The sequence below is a fragment of the Actinomadura sp. 21ATH genome, assembly GCF_041951345.1.
Taxonomy (GTDB): Bacteria; Actinomycetota; Actinomycetes; order Streptosporangiales; family Streptosporangiaceae; genus Spirillospora.
This window is the reverse complement of sequence record NZ_JBGNUR010000006.1, coordinates 128,887-142,249: the sequence shown is the minus strand read 5'-3', so window position 1 is coordinate 142,249 and position 13,363 is coordinate 128,887. Positions and strand designations below refer to the sequence as shown.

10 protein-coding genes are annotated in these 13,363 nt (G+C 70.4%); 5 read left to right on the top strand and 5 right to left on the bottom strand.

Annotated elements, in window-relative coordinates; translation table 11 throughout:
* Positions 1 to 41 precede the first annotated feature (41 nt).
* From ACA361_RS20150 to ACA361_RS20140, 3 genes are all read right to left on the bottom strand, one after another.
* Entirely contained in the window at positions 42 to 1,826 is a 1,785-nt protein-coding gene (locus ACA361_RS20150) for an ABC transporter substrate-binding protein (RefSeq protein ID WP_375013810.1), read from the bottom strand.
* Between the two features lie 181 nt (positions 1,827 to 2,007).
* Positions 2,008 to 3,087, bottom strand: coding sequence for an inositol-3-phosphate synthase (locus ACA361_RS20145; protein WP_375013808.1), 1,080 nt, complete (start codon positions 3,085 to 3,087; stop codon positions 2,008 to 2,010).
* A 67-nt stretch (positions 3,088 to 3,154) separates the two neighbouring features.
* Complete coding sequence (locus ACA361_RS20140; protein WP_375013806.1) at positions 3,155 to 3,805, bottom strand: helix-turn-helix transcriptional regulator; 651 nt, start codon at positions 3,803 to 3,805, stop codon at positions 3,155 to 3,157.
* A 95-nt stretch (positions 3,806 to 3,900) separates the two neighbouring features.
* Between ACA361_RS20140 and ACA361_RS20135 the strand changes: the two genes are divergently transcribed.
* The 5 genes from ACA361_RS20135 (at position 3,901) to ACA361_RS20115 (ending at position 11,870) form a co-directional block, all read left to right on the top strand.
* Positions 3,901 to 4,254 carry a DUF5318 family protein gene (locus ACA361_RS20135; protein WP_375013804.1) on the top strand — a complete coding sequence of 118 codons (354 nt, stop codon included), beginning with the start codon at positions 3,901 to 3,903 and terminating at the stop codon, positions 4,252 to 4,254.
* Positions 4,255 to 4,859: 605 nt separating this feature from the next.
* A complete protein-coding gene (locus ACA361_RS20130) occupies positions 4,860 to 7,157 on the top strand; it encodes a transglycosylase domain-containing protein (RefSeq protein ID WP_375013802.1) in 2,298 nt (765 codons plus the stop codon).
* Positions 7,158 to 7,714: 557 nt separating this feature from the next.
* On the top strand, positions 7,715 to 9,844 hold the full coding sequence (locus tag ACA361_RS20125; RefSeq protein WP_375013800.1) for a transglycosylase domain-containing protein: 2,130 nt from the start codon (positions 7,715 to 7,717) through the stop codon (positions 9,842 to 9,844).
* Positions 9,845 to 9,951: 107 nt separating this feature from the next.
* Positions 9,952 to 11,313, top strand: a complete 1,362-nt coding sequence (locus tag ACA361_RS20120; protein ID WP_375013798.1) for a glycosyltransferase family 87 protein — start codon at positions 9,952 to 9,954, stop codon at positions 11,311 to 11,313.
* A gap of 86 nt (positions 11,314 to 11,399) precedes the next feature.
* Entirely contained in the window at positions 11,400 to 11,870 is a 471-nt protein-coding gene (locus ACA361_RS20115; RefSeq protein WP_375013796.1) for a barstar family protein, read from the top strand.
* A gap of 38 nt (positions 11,871 to 11,908) precedes the next feature.
* On the opposite strand, the gene ACA361_RS20110 is transcribed toward ACA361_RS20115, so the two are convergent.
* On the bottom strand, positions 11,909 to 12,280 hold the full coding sequence (locus ACA361_RS20110) for a DUF4190 domain-containing protein (protein WP_375013794.1): 372 nt from the start codon (positions 12,278 to 12,280) through the stop codon (positions 11,909 to 11,911).
* Positions 12,281 to 12,572: 292 nt separating this feature from the next.
* Positions 12,573 to 13,343: a deoxyribonuclease IV gene (locus ACA361_RS20105; RefSeq protein ID WP_375013792.1), complete on the bottom strand. Its 771-nt coding sequence runs from the start codon at positions 13,341 to 13,343 to the stop codon at positions 12,573 to 12,575.
* Between the last annotated feature and the right edge of the window lie 20 nt (positions 13,344 to 13,363).

The following is a 13,363-nucleotide window of genomic DNA, read 5'->3' as shown; positions in this document are numbered from 1 at the left end:
CCGTGTTCACGGCCTCGCCTCCGCTCGGCGGCGAGCGGGGGTCAGCGGGCCAGCCAGACTCGGGTGAAGTCGTAGTTGGCGGTGGTCGGGAGGAAGACCGCGCCGCCCACCCGGGACGAGTGGAAGATCGGGTGGGAGCGGTTGAGGAGCGGCACGATCGCCGCGTCCTCCATGATGGTCTTGTCGGCCTGCTGCCAGTGGCCGGCGGCGTGGGCCGGCTCGGGAGCGGTCAGCGCGGCGTCGATCATGCCGTTCACCATGAAGTTGTCGTAGCCGCCGTAGTTGGTGGAGCCGGCGCCGTAGGTGCGGCCGTCGAACAGCGGCTGGATGATCGAACGGCCGTTGTTGCCGTACCAGTCGGGCGTCCAGCCGGGGGCGGCGATGTCCCAGGCGCCCTCGGCGGCGCGCTCCGGGGAGGAGATCGTCTTGCCGTAGAACGTGCCGCCCGAGTCGGGCGACAGCTCGGCGTCCACCCCGCAGGCGTCCAGGTTCGCCTTGATCGACTCGGCGATGAGCTTGTGCACGCTGTTGGTGCGGTACGGGAACGTGAACTTCAGCCCGCCGGGGTGGCCCGCCTTGGCGAGGAGCTGGCGGCAGCGTGCCGGGTCGCCCGCCTCGCCCGGCGTCGGGTAGCGGTCGGCGGGCGCGTACCCGGAGTTGCCGGGCGGGATGACCGTGTGCAGCGGCTCGGCCACCTCCGGGCCACCGACGATCTTGATGAGCGCGGTGCGGTCGATCGCGTACTGGAGCGCCTGCCGCACCTCCTTCTTCCCGAGCGCGCCGCCGTTGTTGGGGCTGCGGGTGTTGAAGACCAGGTACGGGCTGTTGCTCGGCGCGTCCCTGATCGCGAACCGCGGGTCGCGCGCCCTGCGCAGCCGGGGGATCGCGGCGGTCGGCACGGGATGGTCCCAGGACAGGTCGGCGGTGCCGGTCTCCAGCTGCTGCTGCACGGCCTGCGGCGAGTCCTGGCCGAGCGTGATCTGGATCTTCTCAACATGGCGGCCGCGGAGCGGGTCGGTCTCCGGCCGCCACACCGGGTTGCGGCTCAGCACGTACGAGCCGCCCGGCCGGTACTCGGTGATCTGGTACGGCCCGTTGGAGATCGTGTTCTGCCGGAAGTCGGGGCCGTCCGGGACGTACCGGTCGTACTCCTCCGGCGCCGCGGCCGTGAACTGGAGCGACAGCAGGTTGAGGAAGTCGCTGGCCGGCTCCTTGAGGCGGAAGACGAGCGTCCGGCCGTCCCCGGCCCTGACGCCCTTGATGTCATGGTCGTCCTGGTAGCCCGCCATGGCCGCGGGGTTCTTGGCGTCGACCTTCTCGAAGCCGTCGCAGTACTCCTCCATGCCTTCCAGCGTGGAGATGTAGTAGCCCTTGCCGCTGGACGGCGACGCCGGATTGCACAGCCGCTCGAACCCGCGGACGAAATCCGCGGCGACCACCGGACGCGGCGGCCGGGTGTTCCACCGCACGCCCTCGCGCAGCTTCACCGTGTACGTCCGGCGGTCCTTGCTCACGCCGCCGTTCTCCCGGGTGGGGATCTCGACGGCCATGTCGGGTTGCAGGGGGATCGTCTCGTCGAAGTTGTTGGACGCCTTCGTCCCGAACAGGGTGCGCGCGAACGTGCGCGTGAGGCCGTACGCGCCGACGCTGTTGGCGCTGGCGGTGTCCAGATGCTCGACGTCGGACGAACCGACCACGCGGAGCGTCCCGCCCTCGCGCGGCGGGCCGGTGGGGACCGCGGACGGGTCCGCGCCGCCTCCGCACGCGGTGAGCCCCACGGCGAGTCCCGCGCATCCCGCCGTCACCTTCAGCGTCTGGCGCATCATGACCCTCCTCCACTCGGGTTCCGAACGCTACGCGCCCATCACCGCCGGTGCCAGACTAGAGCCAGAGAGTGACAATGGCCTCAACATCGCCATTTTCCCCGGGAACATGAAAGCGCCCCGGCGGTGGAGACCCACCACCGGGGCGCCTTCAAGCCCGGCAAGACGCCGTTCTAGAACTCCGTCAGCGGTCGACCTCGCCGCGGATGAACTTCTCGACGGCCTCGTGCGCCTCGTCGTCGCTGTACTGGACGGGCGGCGACTTCATGAAGTAGGAGCTGGCCGACAGGATCGGGCCGCCGATGCCGCGGTCCTTGGCGATCTTGGCGGCGCGGACCGCGTCGATGATGACGCCGGCGGAGTTGGGGGAGTCCCAGACCTCCAGCTTGTACTCCAGGTTGAGCGGGGTGTCGCCGAAGGACTTGCCCTCCAGGCGGACGTAGGCCCACTTGCGGTCGTCCAGCCACGGCACGTGGTCGGACGGGCCGATGTGCACGTCGGCCTTGGCCATCTCGTGCGGGATCTGGGAGGTGACCGACTGCGTCTTGGAGATCTTCTTGGACTGGAGGCGCTTGCGCTCCAGCATGTTCATGAAGTCCATGTTGCCGCCGAAGTTGAGCTGGTACGTGCGCAGCAGCTCGACCCCGCGGTCCTCGAACAGCTTGGCCATCACGCGGTGGGTGATGGTGGCGCCGACCTGCGACTTGATGTCGTCGCCGACGATCGGCACGCCCGCCTCGGTGAACTTCTCGGCCCACTCGGGGTCGGAGGCGATGAACACCGGCAGCGCGTTCACGAACGCGACCTTGGCGTCGATGGCGCACTGCGCGTAGAAGCGGTCGGCCTCCTCGGAGCCCACCGGCAGGTACGACACCAGCACGTCGACCTGGGCGTCCTTGAGGGCCTGCACGACGTCGACCGGCTCGGCGTCCGACTCCTCGACCATCTCCCGGTAGTACTCGCCCAGGCCGTCGAAGGTGTGGCCGCGCTGCACGGTCACGCCGGTCGGCGGCACGTCGCAGATCTTGATCGTGTTGTTCTCGCTCGCGACGATGGCCTCGGACAGGTCCATGCCGACCTTCTTCGCGTCCACGTCGAACGCCGCGACGAACTCCACGTCGCCGACGTGGTACTCGCCGAACTGGACGTGCATGAGCCCAGGGACGCGCATCGCGGGGTCCGCGTCCTTGTAGTACTCGACGCCCTGGACGAGCGAAGCGGCGCAGTTGCCCACACCGACGATGGCGACACGCACCGAACCCATCCGGTTGCTCCTTCTCATGTAGCGGGACATGTGGTGGCTCTCCACCAGACCTGGCGGCGGCCGCGGATCAGCGGCCCTGCTCGCGAGGCGTGTCCTGAGTCTGTTTAGCGTTGCTCACGCTGTTGTCGGCCTTGGCGGCCCTTGCCTGCTCCTGCTCCTGCTCCGCCCGCTCGCGCCCGATCAGCTCGTTGAGCCACCGGACCTCGCGTTCGACGGACTCGAGCCCGTGGTTCTGCAGCTCGAGGGTGTAGCTGTCGACGCGCTCACGGGTCCGCGCCAGGGCGGACCGCACGCTCTCGAGCCGCTCCTCCAGCCGGCTGCGCCGGCCTTCGAGGATCCGCAGCCGGACGTCGGCGCGGGTGTGCGAGAAGAAGGCGAAGTGGACGCCGAACCCCTCGTCCTCCCACGCCGCCGGGCCGGCCTCGGTGAGCAGCTGCTGGAGCCGCTCCTTGCCGTCGGCGGTGAGCTTATAGACGATCTTCGAGCGGCGGCTCTGCAGGGCCAGCGCCGTGTTCGGCTCCTCCGGCCGGTCCTCGACGATGAGCCCCTTGGCGAGGAGCTGCTTGAGGCACGGGTAGAGCGAGCCGTACGAGAGGGCGCGGAACATGCCGAGCACGACGTTGAGCCGCTTGCGCAGCTCGTAGCCGTGCATGGGGGACTCGTGGAGCAGGCCGAGAACGGCGAGTTCGAGAACGCCCGATCCCTTCCTGCCTCCCATGCGCTCCCCATTTCCGCGAAGCCGGGGCTCCGCTCGACGACGGGCCGGGCCGCGGGGTAGAACGGCCCGATGTGTTTCTTCGATGTATCGAGCTAATGTATCGGCTCGATACATCGCAAAGATACGTACGGGTCGGGATCCTGGCAAGTCTCGGAGACGGAGAGAAGCGGGCGGCGCGCCGCGTTCCGCCCGGCCCGCACGAGGTGGCGGCAGGTCGCGGGCCGCCGCGCGTACGGCAACATTTGACGCATGTCACATGCGCGCGCGTGAAGGACCTGCGACGCTGTACGGGCCGGGTCCGTGCGGCCCCCGTGCTTGCGGATGGGGCACGCGAATACGGAGAATCCGGGGTCTATGTGGTCGAAGTATGCCAAGGTTGCGCTTGGAACCACCTGACGGTGTCATACGTACTCGGCCATGGAGACGAGCCCCGCAGCCAGCGCGGATGACGTCCGGGCGGCCTCGCAGCCGGCGGGGTCCACGGCCCGAGACGGACCCGCGGAAGAGTCTCGGCCGTGCGCACGGGTCTCCCGCGCACCCGCCTGCACAGTACTCTTCGGACGACGCAAAGCCGTACCCCCGTGGATGAGGACGCGTGAGTAATCCAAGCCAGCCCCGACCCAGAGCCAGGTCGCAGCGGCCGGGCGGGAACCTTCCCCGCCCCAGCCGATCCGGTGTCCAAGGCCGGGCCGCAGCCAAGACGGACTCGCCCCTGCCCGGCCGGCCCACCGCCCGCCGGGCGGCCGGACCCGGCGGCCCGGGCCGTCCCGGCGGGCCGCGTGGCGGTGCTCCGCGCGGAGGCGGTGGGCACCGCGCCATGGGAGGACCCGGCGGTCCCCCGGGCGGCGGCCGCGGCGGCGCCCCAGGAGGCGGCCCGGGAGGCCGTGGCGGTCCTCCGGGCGGGCGCGGAGGTCCCCCCGGCGGTCCCGGTGGACCCGGTCGTGGCGGCGGTGGCCGCCCGCCGGGCGGCCCCGGTGGACCTGGCGGGCCTGGCGGTCCGCACGGCTTCTGGGACGGCTCCGGCGACGACGGCGGCCGCAGGGGCATGGGCCGGATGCGCAACGGCGCCGGCCGCTCCAAGGACGGCAAGGAGCAGCGCACCGGCTGGCGGAAGTACGTACCGAACTGGAAGATCGTCACGGGCGTGCTCGCGCTCGGCTTCTTCGCGTTCCTCACCCTGATCGGCGTCGCGTACGCGCAGACGCCGGTCCCGTCCACCGGCAACGACGACGCCATGCAGACGTCCGCGATCTTCTACTACGCGGACGGCAAGCGCGAGATCGGCCGGATCGGCAAGAACCGCGAGCTGGTCACCTACGACAAGGTGCCCAAGCACGTCCGGGAGGCCGTGATCGCGGCCGAGAACCGCAGTTTCTGGACCGACAGCGGCTTCTCCGTCAAGGGCCTGTCCCGCGCCGTCTGGGTCAACATCAGCGGCGGCTCCACCCAGGGCGGCTCGACGATCACCCAGCAGCTGGCGAAGAACTACTACCTGAGCGACGAGCGGACGATGAGCCGCAAGTTCAAGGAGCTGTTCATCTCGCTGAAGCTGGAGGACGAGCTGGGGAGCAAGGAGAAGATCCTTGAGCAGTACCTCAACACCATCTACTTCGGCCGCAACGCCTACGGCATCCAGGCCGCGTCCAAGGCGTTCTACGGCAAGGACGTCAGCCAGCTGAACCCGGGCGAGGGCGCGATGCTCGCCGCGATCATCCAGCAGCCCGGCCGGTTCGACCCCGCCAGCGACGACCCCGAGCTGGTCAAGCAGACCAAGGCCCGCTACCAGTACGTCCTGGACGGGATGCGCAAGACCAACACGATCAGCGACGCCGACTTCCAGAAGTACTACGGGCAGCTGCCCGAGACCAAGGACGTCGGCGGCTTCGCGACGTACGGCGGCCAGCGCGGCTACATGATCAAGCGGGCGCTGCTGGAGCTCGACCGCAAGGGCATCAAGGAGAAGGAGGTCCTCGACCAGGGCCTCCGGATCACCACCACGTTCGACTACGACAAGATGGTCGCCGCCAAGAAGGCGGTGGAGGAGAACGTCCCCGGCGACCCCGCCAAGCTCCTCAAGCGCAACATCCGGCTGGGGCTGGCGTCGGTGAACGCCAAGAACGGCGAGGTCGAGGCCATCTACGGCGGCCCCGACTACCTGAAGCAGACCTTCGACAACGTCTGGAAGGGCTCGGCGCAGGCGGGTTCGGCGATGAAGCCGTACGTGCTGGCGACGGCCCTGAGCAAGGGCTACAGCCTCCGGAGCCTGGTCGAGGGCCGCGGGAACGTCTCGTTCAACGGCTCCGGTGAGGTGGTGCCCAACGGCACGCCCGGGGCGCTCGACCCGATCCGCAACAGCCACGACGCGCCCGGCGGCATCGACCTGATCAAGGCGACCAAGGAGTCGTCCAACACCGGGTTCGTGCAGCTGGCGCTGAAGGTCGGCGTTCCGGACGTCGTCAAGACGGCCAAGGAGATGGGCGTCTCCCCCGACATGGTGGACCCCTACAAGCAGCAGGCCGGTCTGGCGCTGGGCATCAACGACATCCGCGCGATCGAGCAGGCGTCCGGGTACGCGACCTTCGCCAACGGCGGCACCTACTACCAGCCGCACGTGATCAAGAAGGTCCGCAACAAGACCGGTGAGGGCGACTACAAGAAGCTGAGCTGGGACAAGAAGACGAACGTCATCTCGACCAACGTCACGCGCGACGTCAACTACGCCCTCCAGCAGGTCGTCAAGCCGGGCGGTACGGCGGAGAACGCCGCCCTCCCCGACCGTCCCGTCGCCGGCAAGACCGGTACGACGGAGAAGAACGTCGCGACGTGGTTCGTCGGCTACACCCCGAAGATCTCCACTTCGGTGACGCTCTTCAACGACAAGAAGAAGACGCTGTCGTTCGACGGTCAGGCCGAGGTCTTCGGTGGTGGCATCACCGCCAAGATCTGGAAGGCGTACATGGCCAAGGCGGTCGCCGGCACGACTCCCGAGCAGTTCGCGGAGCCGGCCTTCGGCGGCAACGCGCAGCAGTTCGCGAAGAAGCCCGAGCCGAAGAAGACCGAGCGCCCCGAAGAGGACGAGGACGAGAAGCCGGAGTACTGCAACCGGCCGATCTTCAAGGACCACCCGCGCTGCCAGGACCCCGACCAGCCCGAGCAGCCGGACGACAAGCCGGCGTGCACGACGCCGTTCCCCAATGAGAACTGCGACGCCAGCAAGCCGCCGGAGCCCAACCCGCCGGACAACGGCTGGTGGTGCATGCGGAACCGGGACCACCCGGTCTGCAAGAACGACAACCAGGAGCCGGAGCCGGGCCCGAACGATCCGCAGCCGCCCGGCAGGAACGACGAGTAATCACCTGGCACACGCGGTTCCACGGCTCGGCCCGACGGCCGGCCCGCCCCTCGGGGGACGGGCCGGCCGTCGGCCGTTTCCGGGACAGGAACGGCGGTTGTGACATCACGGAACCGGCGGTCGGAACGCGGACGTTCCGCCCCTGATCAAGGTCAAGGCATGACCTGGACGCCCCCCGCCCCGTGACCTACGCGTTACCCTCGGACCGACGCACAGCCGTACTCCAGGTGGTGAGGTCGCGCGTGGGTTACCCGGACGGCGCAGGCGAGGGCAGGGATCACGGCGGGCGTGCGCGGGGCGGAGCGCACGCGCCGGCCCACGCCGCACTGCCGAAGATCCTGGGCTCCAGAGGCGGCGGCCATCGCCGGCCGTCCGGCGTGCCCGCGGACCCGGCGCCCGGACGTCCGGCCGGACCCGCCGGCCCAGGCCCCGGCGGACCCCGCGGCCCGGGAGGTCCGGGAGGTCCGGGCGGTCCCCGGGGGGCGGCGCGCCCGGCCCGCCGTACCGGATGGCGGCGCCGCCTGCCGTCCTGGAAGGCCGTCCTGGCCGCGACCGGCGTGCTGATCCTCGGCGCCGCCACGCTGATCGGCGTCGCGTACGCCAACACCCCGATCCCCAGCGAGACGCAGGCCGGCGCCGTCGCGCAGGAGTCGGTCATCTACTACCGGGACGGCAAGACGCCCATCGCCCGCATCGGCATGCACCGCGAGAGCGTCCCGCTGTCGCGGATCCCGATGACGGTCCGGCACGCCGTGCTCGCCGCCGAGGACCGCAACTTCGAGCACGAGCACGGCGTCTCCCCGACCGGCGTCGCGCGCGCCTTGTTCAGGACCGCCACCGGCGGCGACGTCCAGGGCGGCTCCACGATCACCCAGCAGCTCGCCCGCAACTACTACCAGGGGCTCAGCCGGGACCGTACGATCAGCCGCAAGCTCAAGGAGATCATGATCTCGATCCGGCTCGACAACGAGCAGGAGAAGGACGAGATCCTCGGCCTCTACCTCAACACGGTGAGCTTCGGCCGCCAGGCGTACGGCATCCAGGCCGCCGCCCGCGCCTACTTCCACAAGGACGTCAAGGAGCTCACCGTCAGCGAGGCGGCGATGCTGGCCGCCCTCATCCAGCGTCCCGGCTACTTCGTCACCACCGGGCCCGACACCCAGCCCGCCAAGCGGGCCCTGATCGCGCGCTGGAACTACGTCCTGGACGGCATGGTCGAGGAGAAGTGGCTCAGCCCCGCCGAGCGGGCCGCGCAGCGCTTCCCGAAGACGCAGCGCAACTGGAGCGACGTCCCGTCCTCCTCCCAGGCGGGCTACCTGAAGGAACGGGTGCTCAAGGAGCTCAAGCGGCTCGGAGTCCCCGACGACCTGCTGGAGACGGGCGGGCTGCGGATCACCACGACGTTCGACAAGGAGCTGCAGGACCACACCGCCAGGGCCGTCAAGCAGATCCGCGCGGAGAAGGGCCTCGGCAAGGACGTCCACTTCGGGCTCGCGTCGGTCGACCCGGAGACCGGCGGCGTCGTGGCGGCGTACGGCGGGCCGTCGTACACGAAGCAGCAGTTCGACGACTCCTTCGACGGCCGGATCCAGCCGGGCTCCTCGTTCAAGCCGATCGTGCTGGCCACGGCGCTGGACCAGGGCGTCAGCCTGAAGACGCGGATGGACGGCGCGTACAGCCGCGTCATCAACGGCGACGAGTTCACCAACGACGCCCGCAGCGAGAACGGCGTCTACACGCTGGAGCAGATGACCGAGATGTCGATCAACACGGCGTACGTCGAGCTCGGCCAGAAGGTCGGGCTCGAGAACGTCGCGGAGATGGCGGCGCGGATGGGCATCCCGGCGGACACCAAGAACCTGAGGTCCGGCTTCACCAGCCTCCCCCTCGGCACCGTCTCGGTCAGCCCGGTCACGATGGCCTCGGTCTACTCCACGTTCGCCGCCGAGGGCCGGCACACCCCGGTGCACGTCATCAGCAAGGTCACCGACCGGCACGGCGGCCCGGTCCCCGCCGCGAACGGCAAGAAGATCAAGAAGGTGCCGTACGAGTCCGACGACGTCCTCCCCCCGGAGGTCGCCCGCGACGCGACCGTCGCCATGCGGGCCGTCGTCCGCTCCGGCACCGGCACCCGTGCCGCCCTCCCCGGCCGCCCGGTCGCCGGCAAGACCGGCACGACGGACGCGAACAAGTCCGCCTGGTTCGTCGGCTACACCCCGCAGCTCGCCACCTCGGTCGCCATGTGGCGGCAGGACCGGGACGGCGGCCTCCGATCCCTCCAGGGCATCGGCGGCTACAACCAGATCTACGGCGGCACCGTCCCCGCCGACCTCTTCAAGCGCTTCATGGTCCGCGCGCACGAGGACAAGGAGATCCGCCCGTTCGGACCGCCCGGGAACGTCGGCTCGCCCGCCCCGTGGTCCGTGCCGAAGCCGGAGCCCGCTCCCACCGAACCGTCCCCGTCGCCCGACCCGACCTGCACCCCCGGCCCGCCGGACGACGAGGACGAACCCTGCGTCCCCGCGTCCCCGGGCCCGGGACCGGGCCTCCCCACAGGGTCGCCCGGCGGTCCCCCGTGCGACCGCATGGGCCTCCCGATCGGCTGCGACCCCAACGTCCCGCCGGACTATCCGCCGCCGCCGTGGTGGTGCGACCGCCACCCGGAACGGTGCCCCTCGCGGCCGTGATCGCGGCGGCCGGTCACCAATAGGCTTCCCCCATGGCGTTTTCCCCGCGGTCTGAGTCGCCCCCTGAACCGGATTCGGATGCTGAGCGGGGACGCGCGCAGCGGCTGGTGCCGCTGCTCGCGGGGATCTCGGCGCTCGCGGCGGTGCTGGCCTGGGTGCAGAAGCAGCCGTGCGCCGCGGCCTCGTTCGACTTCGTCAAGACCACGACCCGGGCCTGCTACACCGACGTCTACCCGCTCTATTACGCGCGCGGGCTGAGCGACGGCAAGGTCCCCTACTTCGACACGTTCACCGGGGACTCCCTCCAGTACGTCGAGTACCCGGTGCTGAGCGGCGCGCTCATGCACCTGGTGAGCGTGCTCGTGCGGCCGTTCGGGATCGACACGCGCGGCATGGCGTTCTTCAACGTCACGGTGCTGGTGCTCGGCCTGTTCGCCATCGCGACCGTGCTGGCGACCGCGTTCGTCGCGGGGAGGAAGTCGCTGCGCGCGGGGCTGATGGTCGCGCTGTCCCCGGCGCTCGTCCTGACCGCGTACATCAACTGGGACCTGCTCGCCGTCGGCCTCTCCGCGCTGGCGCTGGCGGCCTGGGCCACCCGGCGTCCGGGCTGGGCGGGCGCGCTGCTGGGGCTGGCCATCGCCGCGAAGTTCTACCCGCTGCTCTTCCTCGGGCCGCTGGTGCTGCTGTGCGTGCGCGCCGGGCAGTGGCGCGCCATGGGACGGCTCCTCGCCGGCACGGCCGGAGCCTGGCTGCTGGTGAACGTGCCCATCATGGTGCTCGCCTGGGAGGGCTGGCTGGAGTTCTACAGCTTCAGCCAGACCAGGGGGATCGACTGGGGATCCATCTTCTTCTTCCTGCAGGACCGGGGAATGGGCGGGCTGGACGAGACCGGCACGCTCAACCTGCTGGGTACCGGAACGTTCCTCGTGCTCGCCCTAGGCATCGCCGTGCTCGCCCTCGCCGCTCCCCGGCGGCCGCGGCTGCCGCAGCTGATGTTCCTGGTCCTGGTCGCGTTCATGCTGCCGAACAAGGTGTGGTCGCCGCAGTACGTCCTGTGGCTGCTCCCCCTGGTCGTGCTCGCGCGGCCCAAACTGCCGGCGTACGCCGTGTGGCAGGCCGGCGAGATCATGTACTTCTTCGGCATCTGGTGGTACCTGCTGTCGGTGACCGTCCGCCAGGACTCCGCCGACCTTCCGCAACTGCTGTCGGGGCTGCTCTCCTTCGACCTGCCCGCGGCCGGCATCGACCAGAACGTCTACAACATCGCCCTGCTCGCCCGGTTCCTCACCGTGGCGCTGCTGGCGGCGCTCGTCGTCTGGGAGATCCTGCGGCCGTCGCACGATGCCGTCCGTACCGGCGGCGTGGACGACCCGGCGGGCGGCGTGCTCGACGGGGCCGGCGACGTCGTCTCGCTGGGCGCCCTCCGCCGCAGGCGCCGGGCGGCACCCCTGAAAGCGGCCGTCACCTGAACGCACGCGTCACCGTTCCCGGCTCCGGCCTGCATGATCGGATACGGGACGGGCAGGAGACCACACTGCCGACCGGGGAGGTGGACATGGACGCGAGCGGCGCGATCGACGAGATGATCGAGGGCCGGGTCGAGCCGGGCGTCTACCAGTGGCGCGCGCCCACCGCTCCGGGCGCGGGCGTGGCCGCGACCGGCTGGGCGGAGAAGGCGGAGAAGGCCGGCTGGCGGGCCTTCCACCTGGACGGGCACCGCGCCCGGGACAGGGAGTCGTTCCTGCGGCTGAGCGCCGGGGTCTTCGACCTGCCGGACTGGTTCGGCGGCAACTGGGACGCCCTGGAGGACTGCCTGCGGGACCTGTCGTGGGCGCCCGCGGACCGCGGCTACCTGGTCGTGTACGAGGCGTGGGCCGAGCTGGCGGAGGCCGATCAGGGCGCGTTCCGGACGGCGCTCGGCGTCCTCACCGGGGCGGTGCGGCACTGGCGGGACACCGGCACCCCCATGACCGTGCTGCTGTCGAGCATGGGCGTGGAGGTGGCCGGCGTCCCCAGGCTCGCCTGACCGGACCGACCGGGCGGGGGCGACCCCGCCAATGGGGACTAGTAGGTGGTGCCCGCGCTGCTGCCCACGACGGCGGCCCACAGGCCGAGGTAGAAGATCCAGGCGAGCACCCAGATTCCGGTCATGATGTAGCCGAGGACCAGGCCGGCGGTCGCCATGCCGGCGCCCCCCTCACCCGTCCGCTTGATCTGGCTCTGCGCGACATGCCCGAAGATGATCGCCAGGATGGAGGTGAACCCGCAGAACACGATGCCGATGAGCCCGAGCACCATCGACGCGACGGCCATGCCGTTGTTCTGCACGGCGACCGGGGCGCCGCCACCGTAGTAGTGGTGCTGGACGGACGGCTGCTGCGCGTACGGGTCCTGCCCGTAGCCGCCGCCGTACGGGTCGTAGGGGGGTTGTGCCATTGACTTCCCGATCGTTCGGCGCGCCCGTCGTCGCTTGGTTCGCGCGCGTGCGCTGGGGCTGAGGTCGTTTGTCCGAAGTATGCCAGTGAGGCGAGATCACTCGCTTTGCCGTACAGCGAGATTAGATGCGGCGACGGCCTGCGGGGTTCCTGAGGTGAGGGGGCGAATTTTCTGGCCCGCCGGGTACTGGACGGCGGTGCGGCCGGGCCGTGGCCGGCTGAGGTTGCACGCGGCCGGACGGGGCCGGTCGGGACACGTGGAGGGGGCGGAGGCAGGCGAAGGCGGAGCGGGGTCAGGTGAGGTTCGCGCGGAGCCAGGCGATGTCGTCGGCCTGCCCGTCACCTGGGGTTTCGACGACCACCGGGGCGCCGGCCGCGCGGACGACGGTCAGGATCAGCTCGGGGTCGATGTTGCCCGCGCCGAGGTTGGCGTGCCGGTCGGCGCCGGACCCGAACGCGTCCCGGCTGTCGTTGCAGTGCACCAGGTCGATGCGGCCGGTGATGGCCTTGATCCGGTCGACGGCGTCGATGAGCTCCTCCCCGGCGGCGTGCGCGTGGCAGGTGTCCAGACAGAAGCCGATCTTGGAGTCCAGGCCGTTCACGCTGGACAGGACCTCCCAGAGCCGGGCAATCCGGTCGAACTTGCGCGCCATCGCGTTGCCGCCGCCGGCGGTGTTCTCGATGTAGACCGGAACCGGACAGTCGAGCCGCTCGAAGACCTTCCGCCAGTTCTCGAACCCGGTCTCCGGGTCGTCGTCCTTCAGCACGTGCCCACCGTGCACGATCAGCGCCTTCGCCCCGATCGAGGCCGCCGCCTCCATGTGCTGCTGGAGCAGCTTGCGGCTGGGGATGCGGACCCTGTTGTTGGACGTGGCCACGTTGATGACGTACGGGGCGTGCACGTACACGTCCACGTCGGAGCCCTGGATCGCCTCCACGCCCTCGGGCAGCACGGGCTTCTTCCAGCCCTGCGGGTCACCCAGGAAGAACTGCGCGACGTCGGCGCCGCGCTCGCGGGCGTTGTCCAGCGGCTGGGTCTGGTCGACGTGGGCTCCGATACGCATGCCTACGAGGGTATCCGGGC

Bases quoted from the DNA above. Each gene is read 5' to 3' on its own strand.
- ACA361_RS20150 (WP_375013810.1), bottom strand. From the start codon at position 1,826: ATGATGCGCCAGACGCTGAAGGTGACGGCGGGATGCGCGGGACTCGCC.
- ACA361_RS20145 (WP_375013808.1), bottom strand. From the start codon at position 3,087: ATGGGTTCGGTGCGTGTCGCCATCGTCGGTGTGGGCAACTGCGCCGCT.
- ACA361_RS20115 (WP_375013796.1), top strand. From the start codon at position 11,400: ATGGACGCGAGCGGCGCGATCGACGAGATGATCGAGGGCCGGGTCGAG.
- ACA361_RS20140 (WP_375013806.1), bottom strand. From the start codon at position 3,805: ATGGGAGGCAGGAAGGGATCGGGCGTTCTCGAACTCGCCGTTCTCGGC.
- ACA361_RS20135 (WP_375013804.1), top strand. From the start codon at position 3,901: ATGTATCGGCTCGATACATCGCAAAGATACGTACGGGTCGGGATCCTG.
- ACA361_RS20130 (WP_375013802.1), top strand. From the start codon at position 4,860: ATGCGCAACGGCGCCGGCCGCTCCAAGGACGGCAAGGAGCAGCGCACC.
- ACA361_RS20105 (WP_375013792.1), bottom strand. From the start codon at position 13,343: ATGCGTATCGGAGCCCACGTCGACCAGACCCAGCCGCTGGACAACGCC.
- ACA361_RS20110 (WP_375013794.1), bottom strand. From the start codon at position 12,280: ATGGCACAACCCCCCTACGACCCGTACGGCGGCGGCTACGGGCAGGAC.